At 72.5% G+C, this 18,947-nt stretch carries 18 protein-coding genes; 11 read left to right on the forward strand and 7 right to left on the reverse strand.

Annotated features, from left to right (window positions below):
- Positions 1–10: 10 nt before the first annotated feature.
- Both purE and GGG17_RS10140 read right to left on the reverse strand, forming a co-directional pair.
- On the reverse strand, positions 11–541 hold the full coding sequence (gene purE, locus GGG17_RS10135; RefSeq protein ID WP_154593556.1) for a 5-(carboxyamino)imidazole ribonucleotide mutase: 531 nt from the start codon (positions 539–541) through the stop codon (positions 11–13).
- Entirely contained in the window at positions 538–1,761 is a 1,224-nt protein-coding gene (locus GGG17_RS10140; protein ID WP_288797874.1) for a 5-(carboxyamino)imidazole ribonucleotide synthase, read from the reverse strand. The genes purE and GGG17_RS10140 overlap by 4 nt, the downstream gene beginning before the upstream one ends.
- Before the next feature lie 23 nt (positions 1,762–1,784).
- Here GGG17_RS10140 and GGG17_RS10145 point away from each other — a divergent pair, with 23 nt between their 5' ends.
- A complete protein-coding gene (locus GGG17_RS10145) occupies positions 1,785–2,291 on the forward strand; it encodes a GtrA family protein (protein WP_288797872.1) in 507 nt (168 codons plus the stop codon).
- A 39-nt stretch (positions 2,292–2,330) separates the two neighbouring features.
- On the opposite strand, the gene GGG17_RS10150 is transcribed toward GGG17_RS10145, so the two are convergent.
- The 3 genes from GGG17_RS10150 to GGG17_RS10160 form a co-directional block, all read right to left on the reverse strand.
- Complete coding sequence (locus tag GGG17_RS10150) at positions 2,331–3,134, reverse strand: enoyl-CoA hydratase/isomerase family protein (protein ID WP_154593558.1); 804 nt, start codon at positions 3,132–3,134, stop codon at positions 2,331–2,333.
- Positions 3,131–4,297, reverse strand: a complete 1,167-nt coding sequence (locus tag GGG17_RS10155; protein WP_288797870.1) for an adenylate/guanylate cyclase domain-containing protein — start codon at positions 4,295–4,297, stop codon at positions 3,131–3,133. The genes GGG17_RS10150 and GGG17_RS10155 overlap by 4 nt, the downstream gene beginning before the upstream one ends.
- A gap of 61 nt (positions 4,298–4,358) precedes the next feature.
- A complete protein-coding gene (locus GGG17_RS10160) occupies positions 4,359–5,171 on the reverse strand; it encodes a biotin--[acetyl-CoA-carboxylase] ligase (protein WP_311966591.1) in 813 nt (270 codons plus the stop codon).
- Between the two features lie 23 nt (positions 5,172–5,194).
- Here GGG17_RS10160 and GGG17_RS10165 point away from each other — a divergent pair, with 23 nt between their 5' ends.
- The 7 genes from GGG17_RS10165 (at position 5,195) to GGG17_RS10195 (ending at position 13,336) form a co-directional block, all read left to right on the forward strand.
- A complete protein-coding gene (locus GGG17_RS10165; protein WP_154593560.1) occupies positions 5,195–6,799 on the forward strand; it encodes an acyl-CoA carboxylase subunit beta in 1,605 nt (534 codons plus the stop codon).
- Positions 6,800–6,842: 43 nt separating this feature from the next.
- Complete coding sequence (locus GGG17_RS10170) at positions 6,843–7,115, forward strand: acyl-CoA carboxylase epsilon subunit (RefSeq protein WP_154593562.1); 273 nt, start codon at positions 6,843–6,845, stop codon at positions 7,113–7,115.
- 37 nt (positions 7,116–7,152) lie between these two features.
- Complete coding sequence (locus GGG17_RS10175) at positions 7,153–8,859, forward strand: DUF885 domain-containing protein (protein ID WP_311966592.1); 1,707 nt, start codon at positions 7,153–7,155, stop codon at positions 8,857–8,859.
- 301 nt (positions 8,860–9,160) lie between these two features.
- Positions 9,161–11,020 (forward strand): Na+/H+ antiporter, encoded by a 1,860-nt coding sequence (locus tag GGG17_RS10180; protein ID WP_311966593.1) that lies wholly within the window; start codon positions 9,161–9,163, stop codon positions 11,018–11,020.
- A gap of 7 nt (positions 11,021–11,027) precedes the next feature.
- On the forward strand, positions 11,028–11,753 hold the full coding sequence (locus tag GGG17_RS10185; protein WP_154593564.1) for an alpha/beta fold hydrolase: 726 nt from the start codon (positions 11,028–11,030) through the stop codon (positions 11,751–11,753).
- A gap of 110 nt (positions 11,754–11,863) precedes the next feature.
- Entirely contained in the window at positions 11,864–12,505 is a 642-nt protein-coding gene (locus GGG17_RS10190) for a Maf family protein (protein WP_154593566.1), read from the forward strand.
- Positions 12,506–12,538: 33 nt separating this feature from the next.
- Positions 12,539–13,336, forward strand: coding sequence for a MerR family transcriptional regulator (locus GGG17_RS10195; RefSeq protein ID WP_154593568.1), 798 nt, complete (start codon positions 12,539–12,541; stop codon positions 13,334–13,336).
- Positions 13,337–13,401: 65 nt separating this feature from the next.
- On the opposite strand, the gene GGG17_RS10200 is transcribed toward GGG17_RS10195, so the two are convergent.
- Both GGG17_RS10200 and GGG17_RS10205 read right to left on the reverse strand, forming a co-directional pair.
- Positions 13,402–14,952 carry an acyl-CoA carboxylase subunit beta gene (locus GGG17_RS10200; RefSeq protein WP_154593569.1) on the reverse strand — a complete coding sequence of 517 codons (1,551 nt, stop codon included), beginning with the start codon at positions 14,950–14,952 and terminating at the stop codon, positions 13,402–13,404.
- Positions 14,953–14,990: 38 nt separating this feature from the next.
- Positions 14,991–16,184 carry an acyl-CoA dehydrogenase family protein gene (locus tag GGG17_RS10205; RefSeq protein ID WP_288799502.1) on the reverse strand — a complete coding sequence of 398 codons (1,194 nt, stop codon included), beginning with the start codon at positions 16,182–16,184 and terminating at the stop codon, positions 14,991–14,993.
- 110 nt (positions 16,185–16,294) lie between these two features.
- Here GGG17_RS10205 and GGG17_RS10210 point away from each other — a divergent pair, with 110 nt between their 5' ends.
- From GGG17_RS10210 to GGG17_RS10220, 3 genes are all read left to right on the forward strand, one after another.
- On the forward strand, positions 16,295–16,681 hold the full coding sequence (locus GGG17_RS10210; RefSeq protein ID WP_154593571.1) for a MerR family transcriptional regulator: 387 nt from the start codon (positions 16,295–16,297) through the stop codon (positions 16,679–16,681).
- Positions 16,682–16,830: 149 nt separating this feature from the next.
- On the forward strand, positions 16,831–18,483 hold the full coding sequence (locus GGG17_RS10215) for an excalibur calcium-binding domain-containing protein (RefSeq protein ID WP_154593572.1): 1,653 nt from the start codon (positions 16,831–16,833) through the stop codon (positions 18,481–18,483).
- A 226-nt stretch (positions 18,484–18,709) separates the two neighbouring features.
- Positions 18,710–18,947: IS110 family transposase (locus GGG17_RS10220; RefSeq protein ID WP_375804516.1), on the forward strand; the 238-nt coding region annotated here is incomplete at its 3' end.

Genomic DNA, 18,947 nt, shown 5'->3' on the forward strand with positions numbered 1-18,947 from the left:
GGGCTGCTGGTCAGGCTCGGCGCTCGCGCAGCTTCTCGCCCTTGGCGTGCGCCTCGTCGCGCAGCGCCGCCTGGTAGGCCACCATCGCCTCGCGCACGCGCCGCGCCTCCTCACCTGTGCCGGAGCCGATGATGCGCGCGGCCAGCAGGCCGGCGTTGCGCGCGCCCCCGATCGACACGGTCGCGACCGGCACCCCGGCCGGCATCTGCACGATCGACAGGAGCGAGTCCATGCCGTCGAGATGCTTCAGCGGCACCGGGACCCCGATCACCGGCAGCGGGGTGACCGACGCGAGCATCCCCGGCAGGTGGGCCGCGCCGCCGGCGCCGGCGACGATCACCTGCAGCCCGCGCGAGGCGGCCCGCTCGCCATACGTGATCATCGCCGTCGGCATCCGGTGCGCCGAGACGACGTCGGCCTCGTAGGCGATGCCGAGCTCGTCGAGGGCCAGCGCCGCCTGCTCCATCACCGGCCAGTCCGAGTCGGAGCCCATCACGAGCCCGACGGCGATGCCGGGAGAAACGTTGCTGGACAGGGTCATTCGGTGATCACTCCCTGGAGGTAGTCGCAGGCGTGGCGCGCTCGTGCCCGCAGGTCGTCGAGGTCGTCGCCGCTCACGTCGACGTGGCCGATCTTGCGTCCGGGGCGGACGTCCTTGCCGTAGAGGTGGAACTTCATCGCGGGGTCGCGCGCCATCAGGTGGCGGTAGGTCGCGTAGAGCTCGGGATAGTCGCCGCCGAGGACGTTGCCCATGACGGTCCAGCGCTCCCTCGCTCGAGTCGAGCCGAGCGGCAGGTCGAGGACCGCCCGCAGGTGCTGCTCGAACTGGCTCGTGACCGAGCCGTCGATGGTCCAGTGGCCCGAGTTGTGCGGGCGCATCGCCAGCTCGTTGACCAGGTATGTCGGACGGTCGTCGCCGTCACGCGTCTCGAACAGCTCCACCGCCATGACGCCGGTGACACCCAGCTCCCCCGCGATGCGCAGCGCCGACTCGCTCGCTCGCGAGGCCAGCTCCGGGTCGAGGTCCGGTGCGGGAGCCAGCACCTCGGTGCAGATCCCGTCGGTCTGCACCGTCTCCACGACCGGCCAGACGGCGGCCTGGCCGGACGGCGAGCGCGCCACGAGGACCGCCAGCTCGCGGGTGAACCCGACCATGGCCTCCGCCAGCAGCCCGTCGGCCATCGTGGCCCCGTGCTCGCTGTCGGTCCCACCGGCACCGGCGGCCTCGACGGCGTCGAGCCAGTCGCGGGCGTCGTCCGGGCCGGTGACGACCCGGACTCCCTTGCCGTCGTAGCCTCCCCGCGGGGTCTTGAGCACCAGCGGCCAGCCGACCCGCTCGCCGAAGGCCTCGAGGTCGGAACGGCTCGTCACGTGGGCCCAGTCCGGGCAGGGGATGCCGAGCTCGGTCAGCCGACGCCGCATGACCAGCTTGTCCTGGGCATGCAGGAGAGCCTCCGGCGACGGCTCGACCCGGACCCCGGCGGCCTGCACGGCGGCGATCACCTCCGGAGGCACGTGCTCGTGGTCGAAGGTCACGACGTCGCAGCGGCGGGCGAACTCCACGACGTCCTCGACGCTCGTGTGATCCCCGACGGGCGAGGACGGGATGACCTGCGCGGCCGACGCGGACTCCGACTCGGCCAGCACGGACAGCGTGACGCCGAGCCCGACGGCGGGAGGGGCCGTCATACGAGCCAGCTGTCCACCCCCGATGATGCCGACGACGGGGAAACCACCTGGTGCGGTGCGCGGAGTTGTCACAGGCGACAGGGTACGGTGCTGCGGTGCCCACCACCTCCCTCATCGGTCGCCTGCGCGCGCTCGCGGCCCGCCTGTGGCGCGAGGTCGCCGCCTTCGGGCTCGTCGGCGCCCTCGCGTTCGTGGTCGACATGGGGGGCTACAACCTGCTGGTGTTCGGCCTGCCGGGCCCGGGCGACGGACCCATGCACGGCATCCCCGGGCGCGCGTCGGTCACCGCCACGGCCATCGCCACGTTGTTCTCCTGGGTGGGCAACCGCTACCTGACCTACCGCGACCAGCGGCGCGACAAGGCGCACCACGAGCTCATGCTCTTCGTGCTGTTCAACGCGATCGCGCTGGTGATCACGTTCGCCTGCCTGTACCTGTCGCGGTACGCCCTCGACCAGCACTCCCAGCTGGCCGACAACGTCGCCAGGTTCGTGGGCATCGGGCTGGGGACGGTCTTCCGGTTCCTGACCTACCGCCGTTGGGTCTTTGCGGGCAAGGCCGCCGGGGACGACGAGCTGACGGAGCACACACACGTCGTCTGAGCCGGCGGGAGCCGGGGGCGCCCGGCTCCGCCCTCGCCGTCAGACTCCGGGCCAGGCGGGGCGGCGCTTCTCGGCGAAGGCGGCGACGCCCTCGCGCCGGTCCCCGCTGAAGGCCGTCGCCCGCCAGCAGCCGTCCTCGATCTCCAGCCCGGCCGCCAGGTCGACGTCGGAGCCGAGGCGCATGGCCCGCTTGGCGTTGCGCACCCCGACGGGCGAGTGCGTCGCGACCAGGGACGCCAGCTCCAGGGCGTGCTCGCGGGCCGTCCCGGCGTCGACCACCTCGTCGACGGCGCCGAGCGAGAGCGCCTCGGCCGCCGGCATCTTGGCGGCGCCGAAGATGATGCGGGAGGCCCGCGACCAGCCGACGCGACGGGTCAGCAGCTGCGTGCCGCCACCGCCGGGGATGACGCCGACCGACACCTCGGGCAGGCCCACCGTCGCGCCGTCCCCGCAGACGATCAGGTCGCAGGACAGCGCGATCTCGAAGCCCCCGCCGAGCGCGAAGCCGTCCACGGCCGCGATGGCCGGCACCGGCAGCGCCAGCACCCCGCCGTAGGCCGCGCGCGCCACGGGTCGCTGGGCCATCAGGTCGGCGTCGGTGAAGCCGTTGCGCTCCTTGAGGTCCGCCCCGACGCAGAAGGCCTTGGGGTGCGTCGAGCTCACCACCACCGCCCGCACCTCGCCGCGCAGCGCCAGCGCGGACAGCTGCGTGGTCGCGGCGCCGAGGTCGCGCGCCATCGCGGTCGAGACGGCGTTCATCGCCTCGGGCCGGTCCAGGGCGAGCTCGGCGACGTGGCCGTGCTCGCCGTGGCGGGTGATCGTCACGTTGTCGTAGTCGGTCATCGGACCTCCAGGTCGTCAGAGTCGAGGAACGCCGGCTGTGCTGGGTGGGGCAACGCGCCGGGCAGGCCGTCGGGGATCGCGACGGTGCGGTGCAGCAGGGAGGGGGCGACGACGCCCACCCCTCGCAGGGTGCGGGTGCGCTGCCGCACCGCGGTGAGGTCTGGCGCGTCGGCGATCCGTGACACGAGCCCCTCGTCGGCCAGCACCTTGCCGGAGGGCGCGACTGCGGTGAGGCGGGCGGCGCGGTTGACCGTGGTGCCGAAGACGTCGCCGAGCCGCGACACGACGTGGCCGTAGGCGAGGCCGACCCGCACGGGAGGCAGCATGTCGTCGTAGCGGATGGCGTCGACCAGGTCCAGGGCGATCCGGGCGCCCTCGGCGGGCACCTTCGCGACGTACAGGACCTCGTCCCCGACCGTCTTGATGACCCGGCCGCCGTGCCCGGTGATGACGTCGCTGCACAGCGCCTCGAACCTCTGCACCACGGTCGCCAGCTCGCGCTCCGACAGGCGCCGCACCAGCGAGGTGAAGGACACGAGGTCGGCGAAGCCCACGCAGCGTCGCAGCCCCTGCTCCCCCACCGACGGGTCGGCGTCGGCGACCATGCGGGCGGTGGCGGCGGCCAGGTGCCGGCGCCAGGCGTAGACGAGCAACGGCTCGAGCTCGTCGGCCAGCTCGGCGACCTTGCGCGCAGCGGCCAGCGCGGTGTCCTCGTCGGGCTCGGCGCGGGTCGAGTCGTGGCTCTCGTCGGAGACGGCCACGCGCCCGAGGTCGACCTCGCCCTGCGCCCAGGGGCTCAGCGACTCGGCGAACACCGAGCACTGCCACACCGACAGGCGGTCCGCGGTGCGGGCGAAGGCCCGGGTCAGGCTGAGGGCCGAGTCCTCGTCGAGCTCTCCGCGCCGCACGAGCGCGGCGACGCCGCGCAGGGCGGTCAGGTCGAGCTGGGAGAAGACCGCCTCGCCGTCCTCGTTGCCCGGGAACCCGAGGGCGTGCCAGAAGCGCTCGGCGGTGCGCAGGGAGACCCCGACGGTCCGGGACACGTCGCGCCGGTCGAGGTCCAGCGGGCCGCCGAGCAGCTCTCGCTGCACCTGCTCGACCAGGGGGTCCAGCCGCACCGGGGCCTGCGACAGCCGGGTCGACTCGTCACCGTGGTCCGCCACCGTCGCCTCCTCGCCGTCCCGCGGGACGACGCTCGCCGCCGACCGCTCCCGCCATGATGCCTCAGCCCGACAGCCTCGCGTGCACCACGTCACCGGCGGCGTGGGTGCGCTCTCCCCCAGCGGTGCGTATGACGAGACGGCCGGCCCCGTCGACCCGCACCGCCCGGCCCGGCTCCACCGCACCGGAGGGCAGGTGGATGTCGACCTCGCGCCCGAGGGTCGCGCAGGCCGCGGTGTAGTCCGCGCGCAGGGCCGGCATCCGCGACGGCGTCGCCCACTGGCCGTGCCGGTGGGCGAGGGCACGCAGCACCGCCACCACGACGTCCTCCCGCCCGACCTCGACGCCGCACAGCTGCAAGGAGGTCGCGGTCTCGACGGGGAGCTGCTCGCGGGTCTGGTGGACGTTGATCCCGAGCCCGAGCACGGCGACCCCATCACCAGGACCAGGGGCCGGCGCCAGCTCGCACAGCACCCCGCACACCTTGCGGTCGTCGTCGGTGGCGACGAGCACGTCGTTGGGCCACTTGAGCACGAAGGCCTCGGCGCGCCCGGGCCCGGCGAGGGACGCGAGGGCGTCCCGCACGGCCAGGCCCGTCAGCAGGGGCAGCCACCCCGCGTCCGGCATACGAGCCGATGGGACCGGCACGCAGGCGGACAGGGCCACGGCCGTCCCGGCCGGGGTCTCCCACGACCGGGCCAGCCGACCGCGTCCCGCCTGCTGGTGGTCCGTGGTGAGCACGTGCCATGGCCGAGGGTCGGCGAGCAGCTCGGCGTTGGTGCTGCCGACCGCGTCGCGGACCCGCACATCGAGCCACGGCGACATGGCGTCCGTCACATGCCTGGTCAGAGCGCTTTGTCGCAGAGCGGAGGTCACGAGCCCAAGGCTATGGTGTCGCCATGGCTGACGCTCCGACGACGGACACCTTCGACCTGGCCACGACCGCAGGTCGGCTCGCCGACCTGCACCACCGCAACGAGCAGGTCCTGCACGGGGCCTCCGAGAAGGCGGTCGAGAAGCAGCACGCCCGCGGCAAGCAGACCGCTCGGGAGCGCGTCGAGGCCTTCCTCGACGAGGGCTCGTTCGTCGAGCTGGACCAGTACGCCCGCCACCGCTCGACGGCCTTCGGCCAGGACAAGAACCGGCCGTATGGCGACGGGGTCATCACCGGCTACGGCACCGTCGACGGCCGCCAGGTGTGCGTGTTCGCGCAGGACTTCACGGTCTTCGGCGGGTCCCTGGGCGAGGTCTTCGGGGAGAAGATCGTCAAGGTCATGGACTTCGCCATGAAGATCGGGTGCCCGGTCGTCGGCCTCAACGACTCCGGCGGCGCCCGGATCCAGGAGGGCGTCGCCTCCCTCGGGATGTATGGCGAGATCTTCCGCCGCAACGTCCTGGCCTCCGGCGTCGTCCCGCAGATCTCGCTCATCATGGGTCCCTGCGCCGGCGGGGCGGTCTACTCCCCCGCCATCACCGACTTCACGGTCATGGTCGACCAGACGTCCCACATGTTCATCACCGGTCCCGACGTCATCAAGACCGTCACGGGCGAGAGCGTGGGGATGGAGGAGCTGGGCGGCGCGATGTCGCACAACTCCAAGTCCGGCTGCGCCCACTACATGGGCTCCGACGAGGCCGACGCGATGGACTACGTCAAGGAGCTGCTCTCCTACCTGCCGAGCAACAACCACGAGGACCCGCCGGTCTTCGAGGCCGAGGTGGACCTCGAGATCAACGAGCTGGACGTCGCCCTGGACACGATCATCCCGGACTCGCCCAACATGCCGTACGACATGCACGAGGTCTTCACGGCGATCCTCGACGACCAGGCCTTCCTCGAGGTCCAGCCGTTGTTCGCGCCCAACATCATCACCGGCTTCGGGCGGGTCGAGGGGCGCAGCGTCGGCATCGTCGCCAACCAGCCGATGCAGTTCGCCGGGTGCCTGGACATCGACGCCTCCGAGAAGGCCGCGCGCTTCGTGCGCACCTGCGACGCCTTCAACGTCCCCGTGCTGACCTTCGTGGACGTGCCGGGCTTCCTGCCGGGCACCGACCAGGAGTGGAACGGCATCATCCGCCGCGGTGCCAAGCTCATCTACGCGTATGCCGAGGCCACCGTCCCGCTCGTCACCGTCATCACCCGCAAGGCCTACGGCGGGGCGTACGACGTCATGGGGTCCAAGCACCTCGGCGCCGACGTCAACATCGCCTGGCCCACCGCGCAGATCGCCGTGATGGGCGCGCAGGGTGCGGTCAACATCCTCTACCGCAAGGAGATCGCCGCGGCCGAGGCGGAGGGCCGCGACGTCGACGCGACGCGCGCGCAGTTCATCAAGGAGTACGAGGACCACCTCGCCAACCCCTACATCGCGGCCGAGCGCGGCTACATCGACGCGGTCATCGCCCCGCAGGAGACCCGCCGCAACGTCGTGCAGGCGCTGCGGGCGCTGCAGACCAAGCGCGAGAACCACCCGCCCAAGAAGCACGGCAACATCCCGCTGTGACCGGGCTGCCGTCGTCCGGCGACCGGCGAAGGAGGAGCACCCGATGACCAACGAGACCCCCGGCGGGTCCGCCGCCGTGGCCACGCCCCAGGAGGCGGCGGCGGTCGCCATACCGCCCCTGCTGTCCGTGACCAAGGGCAACCCGACCGACGAGGAGCTCGCCGCCCTGCTGCTGGTGGTCGCCGCCGCCTCGGGCGGCGAGCCGGCCCCCGAGGAGCAGCCCACCGGCATCTGGGCGAGCCGGGCCCGCAACCTCGGGGTCTCCTCCCTCGGTGCGCGCCGACGGTCGTCGTGGGGGTGGCGCTCTGCGCGCTGACGAGCCGGAGCGGGTGACCTTGGGTAGCGTGCGCGGGGTGACCCGTGCTCCGGAGACCGCCCCCGCCTCCCGCCCCAGCGCCGTCGACCGCATCGCCGACGAGTTCGTCCGCGAGAGCCTCGAGCTGAGCCCGCTCACCGCGACCTACGTCGGCATCCCCGGCCACGACGACCAGATCGACGACTTCTCCCCGGACGGGCTCCGCGCCCAGTCCGAGCTGCGGCGCCGCACCCTGGCCGCGCTGGCCGCGGTCGAGCCGGCGAGCGACGCGGACCGGATCACCATCACCGCCATGACCGAGCGGCTCGGGCTCGCCGAGGAGATGTATGCCGCGGGCATCGTCGAGTCCTCCCTCAACGTCATCGCCTCGCCGCTGCAGGACATCCGCGCGGCCTTCGACCTGATGCCCGCCGAGACGGTGGAGCACTGGGCGACCATCGCCCTGCGGATGGGCCGCATCCCCCTCGCGCTGGAGCAGTACCAAGAGTCCTTGGTCTGCGCCCGCGACAAGGGCACCGTGTCCGCCCGCCGTCAGGTCGAGGCGTGCATCCAGCAGTGCCACGACCTGGTCGAGGCTGAGGGCTACTTCGACGGCTTCCTCAAGGGAGCGCTGGCACCTCACCGCGCCCTGCCCCCGGAGCTGCGCGAGCGACTGACCCGCGAGGTGGGGGCGGCGCGCGACGCCTACGCCCGCATGGCGGAGTTCCTGCGGGACGAGCTGCTCGACGAGGCACCGACCGAGGACGCGGTGGGTCGCGACGAGTACGCCCTGTGCTCGCGCTACTTCCTCGGCGCCGAGGTCGACCTGGAGGAGACCTACCGCTGGGGCCAGGAGGAGCTCGCCCGCATCACCGCGGCCATGCAAGACGTCGCCCACCAGGTCCGCCCGGGCGCGACGGTGGCCGAGGCGATCGCGCTGCTCGACGAGGACCCGGCCTACCGCCTGGACGGGACGGACGCGCTGCGCCGGTGGATGCAGGACGAGGCCGACGAGGTCGTCCGGCTGCTCGACGGGGAGCACTTCGACATCCCCGCACCCGTGCGGGAGATCGAGTGCTGCATCGCCCCCACCCAGACCGGCGGCATCTACTACACCGGCCCGTCCGACGACTTCTCGCGGCCCGGACGCATGTGGTGGTCGGTCCCCAAGGGGGTCACCGAGTTCACGACCTGGCGCGAGCTGACCACCGTCTACCACGAGGGAGTGCCCGGCCATCACCTGCAGGTCGCCCAGACCGTGCACAACCGCGAGCGGCTCAACACCTGGCGCCGGCAGTTCTCCTGGACCTCCGGCCACGGCGAGGGGTGGGCTCTGTACGCCGAGCGCCTCATGGCCGACTTCGGGCACATGAACGACCCGGGCAACCGGATGGGATGGCTGGACGGGCAGTCCTTGCGGGCGGCCCGCGTGGTCATCGACATCGGCGTGCACTGCGGCTTCGAGGCGCCCGCCGAGGTCGGTGGCGGCGAGTGGACCTACGACAAGGCGTGGGCCTACCTGACGGCGCACGCCAACATGGAGGAGGCGGTGCTGCGGTTCGAGCTGGACCGTTACCTCGGCTGGCCGGGGCAGGCCCCGTCCTACAAGGTGGGCGAACGCCTGTGGCTGCAGCTGCGCGACGAGGTGCGCCGGCACGAGGGGGACGCCTTTTCGCTCAAGGAGTTCCACCGGCGTGCGCTGGACATCGGCGGTGTCGGCCTGGACACGCTCCGCACCGCCGTCCTCCACACCTACCGGGGGTAAGGGCATCAGCCGGGCTTCGTTCGCCAGGCTGATGATCCCGCCGGGGGTAGGGGCATCAGCCGGGCTTCGTTCGCCAGGCTGATGATCCGGCCGGGGGTAGGGGCATCGACCGGGCTTCGTTCGCCAGGCTGATGATCCCGCCGGGGGTAGGGGCATCAGCCGGGCTTCGTTCGCCAGGCTGATGATCCCGCCCCCGGTAGGGGCATCAGCCGGGCTTCGTCCCCCAGGCTGATGATCCCGCCCCCGGTAGGGGCATGAGCGCCGACCGCGTCATCGCCGCCCAGGTGGGAGGATGTGCGCCGTGGAGATCCTCACGCTCGTGGTCGGCCTCGCCCTGACCGTCCTCGCCGTCACGACCCTGTCCAACCGCTGGGGCCTGTCGGCGCCCTTGGTGCTCATCGTCGTCGGGCTCGTCGGGTCCTACCTGCCGTTCATCCAAAAGCCGACGCTGTCCCCCGAGCTCGTGCTGGTCGGGATCCTGCCGCCCCTGCTCTACACCGCGGCCCACAACACCAGCCTGATGGACTTCCGCGACAACCTGTCCGCGATCGGGTGGCTGTCCATCGGCCTCGTGCTGTTCACCACGGCCGGGATCGGCCTCCTCGCCTGGGCCCTGCTGCCCCTGCCGTTCGCCGCGGCGTTCGCCCTGGGCGCGATCGTCGCCCCGCCGGACGCCGTCGCCGCGACCGCCGTCGCCAAGCAGATCGGCCTGCCGAGGCGGGTCGTGACCATCCTCGAGGGCGAGTCGCTGGTCAACGACGCCACGGCGCTGGTCTCGCTCCGCACGGCCACGGGGGCCCTCACCGCGGCGGTCACCGTCGGCGCGGTCCTGCTCGACTTCGCCAAGGCGGTGGTCATCGCCGTCGTGGTCGGCGTGGTCGTGGCCAAGGCGGCGTCATACGTCCTCAGGCGCACCAGCGACCCGGTCGCGACCACGGCGCTGTCCTTCCTGCTGCCGTTCATCGCGTTCGCGCCGGCGGAGCACTTCCACGCGTCCGGGGTGCTGTCCGTGGTCGTCGCCGGGCTGCTGATCGGCCACATGGCACCGGTCGTCGAGACCGCCCAGTCGCGCGTCACCACCCGGATCAACTGGAAGACCATCACCTACCTGCTGGAGAACTCCGTCTTCCTGCTCGTCGGGCTGCAGACGCGGTCGATCGTGTCGGCAGCGTCCAGCTCGCCGCTCGGGTGGGGACGCATCATCGCGGCGTGCCTGCTGGTGCTGCTCGGCGTGATGCTGCTGCGCGTCGTGTGGATCATGGCGACGAGGTTCGTCGTGCGGGTGCGGCAGCGCCAGGGGGTGACGCCGTGGCAGGAGTCGGCGCTGATCTCTTGGGCCGGCATGCGCGGCGTGGTGACCCTGGCCGCCGCGCTCACCCTGCCGCTCGCCACGCCCCACCGGGCCGTCCTCGTGCTCATCGCCCTCGTGGTGACCGCCGGGACGTTGCTCATCCAGGGCCTCACCCTGCCCGTCCTGGCCCGCCGCCTCGACGTGCACGGCCCCGACCCTCGCGAGGACGCCCTGCAGGAGGCCACCGTCTATGCCCGCGCGGTCGAGGCCGGCCGCCGCGCCATGGAGCGCGAGGCCGGGCCGGACGACGCCGCCACCATCGCCACGCTCCGCGACCAGACCGAGCGACGCGTCAACGCCATCTGGGAGCGTCTCGGCCGCCCCGACGACCAGAAGGAGACGCCCAGCCAGACCTACCGTCGGCTCCGGACCGCCGCGATCAAGGCAGAGCGCGAGGAGGTCCTGCGCGTGCGCAGCGAGGGCGAGGTGGAGTCCGAGGTGATCTCGGCGGTGCTGGCCTCGCTGGACTTCGAGGAGACCTCACTGATGCGCGTCGAGCAGCGGGTGCGCCGCCTGCGGGCCCTGTCCCCCGCCCTGCCTGACGCGCCGTGCGAGCACCTGGAGCAGTCCCCGACCTTCGTCGAGCCCCGCACCCACGGCGAGTGCATCGGGTGCCAGGCCGAGGGCACGACGCCCGTGCACATGCGGCTGTGCCTGACCTGCGGGTATGTCGGCTGCTGCGACTCCTCCGAGGGCCGGCACGCGACCCGCCACTACGAGGCGACCGGGCACCCGACGATGCGGTCCTTCGAGCCGGGCGAGTCCTGGCGCTGGTGCTTCGTGGACGGGCTGCTGGCCTCCGGCTACTGAGGCGCGCATGAGCCCCACCCCGACCCCCACGCTGGTGCTGCTGCACGGCACCCGCATGAACGCCGGCTTCTGGCGCGACTACCCGGCGCTGCTGCCCGGGGTCCGCGTCGTGACGCCGGACCTGCCCGGCCACGGCGCGCGCGGCTCCGAGGAGTTCACCTGGCAGGCCGCCCTCGCGACGGTCGAGTCGGCCCTGCCCCCGGCGGGCCCGGTGGTCCTCGCCGGTCACAGCCTCGGCGGTTATGTCGCGATGTCGTATGCCGCCGCGCAGCCGACCCGTCTCGCGGGCCTCGGGCTCGTCGGTGCCACCGGGGTCCCGGCCGGTGCGGGCGCCGCCGTCTACCGGGGCTTCGCCCAGCTGGTGCCGCTGGTCGGGGCCGAGCGCGTGGCCCGCGTCGCGGGCGCCGTCATGCGCCGGCTCGCCGGTGGGCGTGACATCGGCCAGGTCACCGACGACGGGCAGGGCTACGCGGCGATGCCCGCGGCCTGGTCGGCCGTGATGGCACAGTGCGGTCCTCACCTGCTCGGCGGGCTCGACATACCCGTCCTGCTCCTCAACGGTGGGCTGGACCAGATGCGCCTCGGGGTGCGCGCGTATGCCGCGGCCTGCCCCGGCGCGTGCGTGGTGACGGTGCCGCGGGCGACGCACTTCCTGCCGCTGACGCACCCGGAGGTATGCGCCAGGCACCTGCGGGGTCTGCTCGACCGGGCCGCGCAGACCTACCGGGGGTAGGGGCATCAGCCTGGCGAACGACGGCCGGTCGATGCCCTCGCCGGGGGTAGGGGCATCAGCCTGGCGAACGACGGCCGGTCGATGCCCTCGCCGCCGGTAGGGTCGGCGCCATGGCCGTCCAGCTCGTCCTCGCCTCCGCCTCCCCCGCCCGACTTGCGACCTTGCGGGCCGCAGGGCTGGCGCCCCACGTGCAGGTGTCCGGGGTCGACGAACCCGCCGTGATCGCCGACCTCGAGTCCCGGGGAGGCGTCCTGCCGCCGGCGGAGCACGCGCTCGCCCTGGCGCGCGCCAAGTGCGACGACGTCGCGAACGCCCTTGCGCCGCACGACGGTCCGCAGGTCGTGCTGGGCTGCGACTCGGTGCTGGAGATCGCCGGAGAGGTGCACGGCAAGCCCGAGACGCCGCAGGTCGCGGTCGCGCGGTGGCGGCGGATGCGCGGCGGCTCCGGGGTGCTGCACTCGGGGCACGCCCTCACGGATCTGCGCACGGGCCAGCAGGTCTCGCGCACCGCGTCGACGGTGGTGCACTTCGCCGACGTGTCCGACGCCGAGATCGAGACGTATGTCGGCACCGGGGAACCCCTTCGCGTGGCAGGCGGTTTCACGGTCGACGGACTGGGCGGGGCGTTCGTCACGGCCGTCGAGGGCGACTACCACAACGTCGTCGGCGTCTCGCTGCCGCTCGTGCGGGAGCTGCTGCTGGAGCTGGGGATCGGGTGGTGGGACCTCGAGCGCTCGCAGCCGGGGTCTTGACCCTCACACCGTGGCAAGGCCTGGACTGAGGTCATGATCCACATCGGAGAGTTTGCCCGGCTCGGTCAGGTGTCGATGCGCATGCTGCGGCACTACGACCAGCTCGGCCTGCTGACGCCCGACCACGTCGACCCGTGGACGGGCTACCGCAGCTACTCCGCCGGCCAGCTGGCCCGGCTCAACCGCATCGTGGCGCTCAAGGACCTCGGCTTCCCGCTCGCGCAGGTGGCCGTGCTGCTGGACGGCGACCTCGACGGGGACGAGCTGCGCGTCATGCTGCACGAGCGGCGGATGGAGCTGGAGCGGGACCACGAGCAGGCGCGTCAGCGCCTGGCCGGCGTCGAGGCGCGCCTCCACCTCATCGACAAGGAGCACGACATGTCCATCGAGTACGTCACCAAGTCCCTGCCCGCCGTTCGCCTGGCCGCCTGCAGCGCCGACCTCGAGGAGGGGCAGGCGATCGGCGAGGTCGTCGGTCCGCTCTTCGAGCGGGCGGGGGCGGCCGTCGCGCGCGCGGGCGGCAGCCTGCGCACCGCCATCGCCTCCTACGACGTGCGGCCTGCCGGCATGCACATCACGGTGGGCTACGCCCACGACGGGCCGGCTCCCGAGGGCACCGCCATCGTCGAGCTGCCCGCCGTCGAGCAGGCGGTCTGCTGCGTCCACCTCGGCGCGATGACGGGGATCGGCGCGGCGTGGCAGTCGCTCGTGCAGCACGCCGAGACCAGCGGCTGGGACCTGCTCGGCCCCTGCCGCGAGGACTACCTGCAGGCCGAGGGCGAGGACCAGTCGAGCTGGGTCACCGAGCTGCAGCAGCCGGTGCGCCGCTGACGCTCCTACGCCCAGAGCGCCCAGAGCGCCCCGCGCGGCGCGCTCTGGGCGCCGGCATCTCGCCGTCAGACCGGCGAGATGCCGGTGTGGCGCTCGGTGAAGTGGCGGGACCGGCCCCCGGCATAGCTGAGACGGAGGATGATGCTGTCCCGCAGGGACTCCGGCTCGACGATGTCGTCGATGACCAGGTCGGCGGCGAGGCGCTCGAGGTCGATGTCCTTCTCGTACTCCGCGCGCTTGTCGGCGACGAACGCGTCCCGCTCGGGCACTTCGGGGATCTCGGCGATCTTGTTGGCGTAGACCGCGTTGACCGCCGCCTCCGGACCCATCACGCCGATCCGGGCGGTCGGGAGCGCGATGGTCGCGTCCGGCGCGAAGCCCGGGCCCCCCATGGCGTAGAGGCCGGCGCCATACGCCTTGCGCACCACGACGCACAGCTGCGGCACGGTGGCAGCCGAGACGGCATACACCATCTTGGCGCCGTGCCGGATGATCCCGCCGCGCTCGACCTCGGAGCCGATCATGAAGCCCGGCACGTCGGCGAGGTAGACCAGCGGGATCGAGTAGGCGTCGCACGTGGTGATGAAGCGCGTCGCCTTGTCGGCGGAGTCGCTGAACAGCACGCCGCCCTTGACGGCGGAGTTGTTGGCGACGAAGCCGACCGTCTGCCCGGCCATCCGGCCGAAGCCGACGATCAGCTCGGCGGCGAACATCGGCTTGACCTCGAAGAACTGCTCGTCGTCGACGAGGCGGTCGATGACCTCGTGCATGTCGAAGGGGACCGACTCGACCTCGGGGACGTCGTCCCGGGTCAGTGGCGAGCTCGGCTCCTCCGGGTGGAAGTGCGGCGTCGGCTGCCGCCAGGACAGCGGCATGTAGGAGAAGTACTCCTTGGCCAGCTCGATGGCCTCCTCGTCGCTGCCCGCCAGCAGGTCGCCGACCCCCGAGACGGTGCAGTGCATCCGGGCCCCACCGAGGTCCTCCAGCGAGACCTTCTCCCCCACGACCATCTCGGCCATGCGCGGCGACCCGAGGTACATCGAGGCATTGCCGTCGACCATGATCACGATGTCGGTGAAGCTCGGGATGTAGGCGCCCCCGGCCGCGGACGGCCCGAAGAGGCAACAGATCTGGGGCACCTTGCCGGACAGCGCGACCTGGTTGTGAAAGATGCGACCGGCGCCGCGCCGCCCCGGGAACATCTCGACCTGGTCGGTGATCCGGGCGCCCGCGGAGTCGACGAACCAGAAGACCGGGAGCTCCTCGCGCAGCGCGCTCTCGGTGGCGCGCACGATCTTTTCCACGGTCCGCGCACCCCACGAACCCGCTTTGACGGTGGGGTCGTTCGCGACGACGATGGCCGGTCGGCCGTCCACGAGACCGCGTCCGGTGACCACCCCGTCGGCCGGCAGGCCGGTCGCCGTGGCGTTGGCGTAGCGCCCGTCTTCCACGAAGCTCCCCTCGTCGAACAGCAACGAGATCCGGTCGCGCACATAGAGCTTGCCCTGCGAGGCGAGCTTGGCGGCGGCCTTGTCGGGTGGCGTGGCCGAGGCCTCGAGCGCCGCCTCGAGCCGCTCCCGGACGTCGGCGACCTTCGGATCCGGTTGATAGGCCATGGGATTCCCTTCGGTTGTCGTATGTCGGGCGCGCCGGGTCAGGCGGTGGGCAGACCCAGGCCGCGACCGATCAGCATGCGCTGCACCTCGGAGGTGCCCTCACCGATCTCGAGGATCTTGGAGTCACGGTAGAAGCGCGCGACGGGGTACTCCTCCATGAAGCCGTTGCCGCCGAAGATCTGCGTGGCCATCCGGGTGGAGGTCACCGCCGCCTCGGAGGTGTAGAGCTTGGCGATGGAGGCGGCCTGCTTGACCTCGGCGAGGCTGCGGCGGCCCGCGTCCATCTCGTCCTTGAGCCAGGCGGCCTTGTAGGTGAGCAGCCGGGCGTTCTCGAGCATGACGGCCATGTCGGCGATCTGGAAGGACACGCCCTGGTTGACGGCGATCGGCCTGCCGAAGGCCAGGCGGGACCGCGAGTAGGCGATCGACTCCTCGAGCATGCGCGCGATGCAGCCGACCGCGAGGGCGGCGATGGCGATGCGGCCGTCGTCGAGGGTGGCCAGGAACTGCCCGAAGCCCTTGCCGCGCTCGCCCAGCAGGTTGTCCTCGGGCACGCGGACGTCGGTGAAGGACAGCCCGTGGGTGTCCGAGATGTTCCACCCGAGCTTGTGGTAGGGCGGCGCGACCTCGAATCCCGGTGTGCCGGAGGGGATCATGATGGCGCTGATCTCGGGCTTGCCGTCCTCGCGGGTGCCGGTGCGCGCGGTGGCGGTGACCACCGAGGTGATCTCGGTGCCGGAGTTGGTGATGAACGACTTGGCGCCGTTGACGACCCACTCGCCGTCGCGGAGCTCGGCGCGGGTCTTGGTGCCGCCCGCGTCCGAGCCGGCGTCGGGCTCGGTGAGGCCGAAGCCCGCGAGTGTGCGGCCGGCGGCCAGGTCGGGGAGCCAGCGCTCCTTCTGCTCCTGCGTGCCGTAGGTCAGGATCGGGTTGATGCCGAGGCCCACGCCGGCCTCGAGGGTGATGCCCATGGACTGGTCGACGCGGCCGAGCTCCTCGATCGCGAGGCACAGGTAGGTGAACTCGCCTCCCTCCCCGTCCGCGTCCTTGTGGCCGCCGAGCTCCTCGGGGACCACGAGGCCGAAGAGCCCGAGCTCGCCCATCTTGGGGATCAGGTGCGCCGGGAAGTGGTGCTCGCGGTCCCACTCGGCGACGTGCGGGGCGATCTCGCCCTCGGCGAAGTCGCGCACGGTGCGGCGGAAGTCCTCGTGGTCCTGGCTGAGCTCGTACACGGGGTGGGCCTTTCGGGCGGCGGTGGCGAACGGGGCTGGGCGATGGCGGGCGGTGCCGGCATACGAACGACTGCTTGACGTTGACGTAAACGTAAAGCACGATGGCGCCCATGACAACCCCCGAGGAGTGGACGATCGCGCAGATCGCCGACGACTTCGGCGTGACCCACCGCACCGTCCGGCACTACGAGGACCTGGGGCTGCTCGCGCCCGAGCGGCGGGGCACGCAGCGCGTCTACCGCCGTCGCGACCGCACCCGGCTGTCACTGATCCTGCGCGGCAAGCGCCTGGGCTTCCCGCTGGAGGAGATCCGGACGATCGTCAACATGTATGACGAGGCGCAGGGCCCGACCTCACAGCTGAGATATGTGCTGGAGCAGATCGACGACCGGCGCGCCGACCTGCAGCGGCGGCTGGCGGACCTGCAGGAGTCGATGCGCGAGCTCGACGCCTTCGAGCAGCGGTGCCGCGAGGAGCTGGCACGCCGCGAGCCGTGAGCCGGGAGTCACGGCATGCCCCCGCCAGACCGGAGATGGCCGGGGCTCGGGGACGATAACCCGTTCGGCCTAGCACGCGCACTTTGCGTAACGGTTTGACCGTTCTATCCGCTATCCTGCGACGGACCGTCGACGACCGAAGGACGCGCATGCACCAGCCCCTGAGCGCTCGCTCCGCCCTGGGATCCACCGTCCTGCTCGTTGCGCTGACGGCGGCCGGCACCGCTCCGGCGCTGGCCTCACCCTCACCGGTGGCCCCGTCGCCCACCCCCGCGAGCGTCATGGGCAGCTCCGCCGTCACCGGCATCCCCCCCGCCTCCGGCTCGCCGAGCCCGAGCGCACCGGCTCCCGCCGCGCCGTCCGCTCCCCCCGCCGCTTCTCCGGCGCTGCCCGCGCTCCCCGACCTGACCCCGGCGGACGCCGCCCTGCAGCCCACGCCGGCCGCACGCGTCGCTCCGGTCACGATCGTCCTGCCGGGCACGGGCGAGCGACGCGCCGTACTGGCCCTCCCCTACACCCTCGACCGTGACCACGACGGCGTCCGCGAGTCGACCGCGCTGGTCATGGAGGCCGACCTGCCGGTGCCCACCGGCGCCAACGTCACCCTGGGCGTGGAGCAGGAGTGGTCCAGCGACTCGTCCGCCCGGGCCGTCCCCGACCCGGCCGCATGGGACCGGATCGCCCCGCGCGTCGCCGGCATCGCCCGCGCGGTCGCGGACCAGCGGTCCCGGTCGACGCTTGCGCAGCGTGCCGGCCTCGGCAGCCTGGGGAGCCCCGCCGACGTCGACCGGCTCGTCCTGCAGGCGGCCCAGCTGGCCGTGTGGGGGCTCTCCTGCGGCGTCACGCTCGCCGCAGACCAGCCGTATGCCGCAGACGCCCGGCAGACCGCCCTCCTGCGGGCCATGACGGACCGCCTCGTCGACGACGCGTCGCTGACCACCCCCGGCGAGGTGGACGTCTATCGGGTCCAGTCGCCGGACGCCGCCCCCTCTGGCGCCGTCCTGCACGTCACCGGAGGCCGAGGCCTGGTCGCCGCCGCAGCGACCTCCGCGACCCCGGCGCTCGTCGTGGCGCGCGCCGCCGGGTCCGCGCCCCTGCCTCGGACCCGGCCGGCCGCTCCCCTGGCGCCCGCCGCCACGGTCGCCACCTCGGCCAAGGCCCCGCCAGCCAAGGCCCCCGCAGCCAAGGCCCCTGCGGCCAAGGCAGCGCCGTCGGCGCAGGCTCCGGCCGCCTCGGCTCCTGACCTGAGGCGCGCGGCCCGCTCGCCCGTGTCGCCGGCCCGCGCCGCGACGCCAGGCGCCCTGAGGCTGCCCACCGTGTCGCGCCCTGCCGCCGACACCAGCTCCTGCACCGCGCTCGGACGTACGGACGTGTCCCGCCTCGACTCGGACTACCGGGCGGCGCTGGACCGCGACAACGACGGGATCGCCTGCGAGAGCAACGGCGCCGACGGCGCGGTGAACCTCGGTGGCAACCGCGTCAACGCCGCCCCGCAGACCACCAACCAGGCCACCGTCACGCCCGGCGCCACGACAGCCTCGACCACCACCACGGGCGGCCAGAGCTGCGACGCGCTGCGGGCGTCGGGCCGCTCGAGCATCCCCTCGGGCGACCCCCTCTACCGCGCCGACCTCGACCGGGACGGTGACGGCATCGCGTGCGAGTCCTACGAGGGACCCCGCGGCTCGGGCACGCTGGCGCAGACGGGCTTCGAGGCGCCGCAGCTGTCCGCCCTCGCGTTCGGGACGATCGGGGTGGGCGCCCTGCTGGTGCGTCTCGGTCGTCGCCGCGCCCACGGCTGACAGTGATGATGTGAGTGAGCCCCGCAGCGGTCGTCCTGACTCAGCGTCTGACTGACTGAGGGTCTTTAACAGGATCTGTCGGTCGATCCGCTGCGGGGCTCGTTTGCACTCACCAGACGAGGGTCGTGACCTCATAGGAGCCTGTGCCAGCAGGCACCCATCACTGTCTTGTCCGCTCACCTCGGCGGGTGCGTGCCGCCCTGCCAGGTCGAGTGAGAGGACGGCGATGACCACCATCGCATGCAAGGACACCGTCACGAAGACGGACCGGAGCCAGACAGACCAAATCGAGGTCGCTGCGGGCGTTGACACCCACCAGGACATCCACACCGCTGCAGTGATCGACACCGCCGGCCGGCTCCTGGGGCATCGTCAGTTCCCGGCCTCGCGGCGTGGCTACCTCGACTTGCTGGACTGGCTGCGCTCGTTCGGGCTACTGCTGGTCGTCGGCATCGAGGGCACCG

It is taken from the genome of Arsenicicoccus cauae, assembly GCF_009707125.1.
GTDB lineage: Bacteria > Actinomycetota > Actinomycetes > Actinomycetales > Dermatophilaceae > Arsenicicoccus > Arsenicicoccus cauae.

What these genes read in the sequence shown, in the direction of transcription:
- purE (WP_154593556.1), bottom strand. Translation starts at nt 541, where the DNA reads ATGACCCTGTCCAGCAACGTTTCTCCCGGCATCGCCGTCGGGCTCGTG.
- GGG17_RS10150 (WP_154593558.1), bottom strand. Translation starts at nt 3,134, where the DNA reads ATGACCGACTACGACAACGTGACGATCACCCGCCACGGCGAGCACGGC.
- GGG17_RS10165 (WP_154593560.1), top strand. Translation starts at nt 5,195, where the DNA reads ATGGCTGACGCTCCGACGACGGACACCTTCGACCTGGCCACGACCGCA.
- GGG17_RS10170 (WP_154593562.1), top strand. Translation starts at nt 6,843, where the DNA reads ATGACCAACGAGACCCCCGGCGGGTCCGCCGCCGTGGCCACGCCCCAG.
- GGG17_RS10185 (WP_154593564.1), top strand. Translation starts at nt 11,028, where the DNA reads ATGAGCCCCACCCCGACCCCCACGCTGGTGCTGCTGCACGGCACCCGC.
- GGG17_RS10190 (WP_154593566.1), top strand. Translation starts at nt 11,864, where the DNA reads ATGGCCGTCCAGCTCGTCCTCGCCTCCGCCTCCCCCGCCCGACTTGCG.
- GGG17_RS10195 (WP_154593568.1), top strand. Translation starts at nt 12,539, where the DNA reads ATGATCCACATCGGAGAGTTTGCCCGGCTCGGTCAGGTGTCGATGCGC.
- GGG17_RS10200 (WP_154593569.1), bottom strand. Translation starts at nt 14,952, where the DNA reads ATGGCCTATCAACCGGATCCGAAGGTCGCCGACGTCCGGGAGCGGCTC.
- GGG17_RS10210 (WP_154593571.1), top strand. Translation starts at nt 16,295, where the DNA reads ATGACAACCCCCGAGGAGTGGACGATCGCGCAGATCGCCGACGACTTC.
- GGG17_RS10215 (WP_154593572.1), top strand. Translation starts at nt 16,831, where the DNA reads ATGCACCAGCCCCTGAGCGCTCGCTCCGCCCTGGGATCCACCGTCCTG.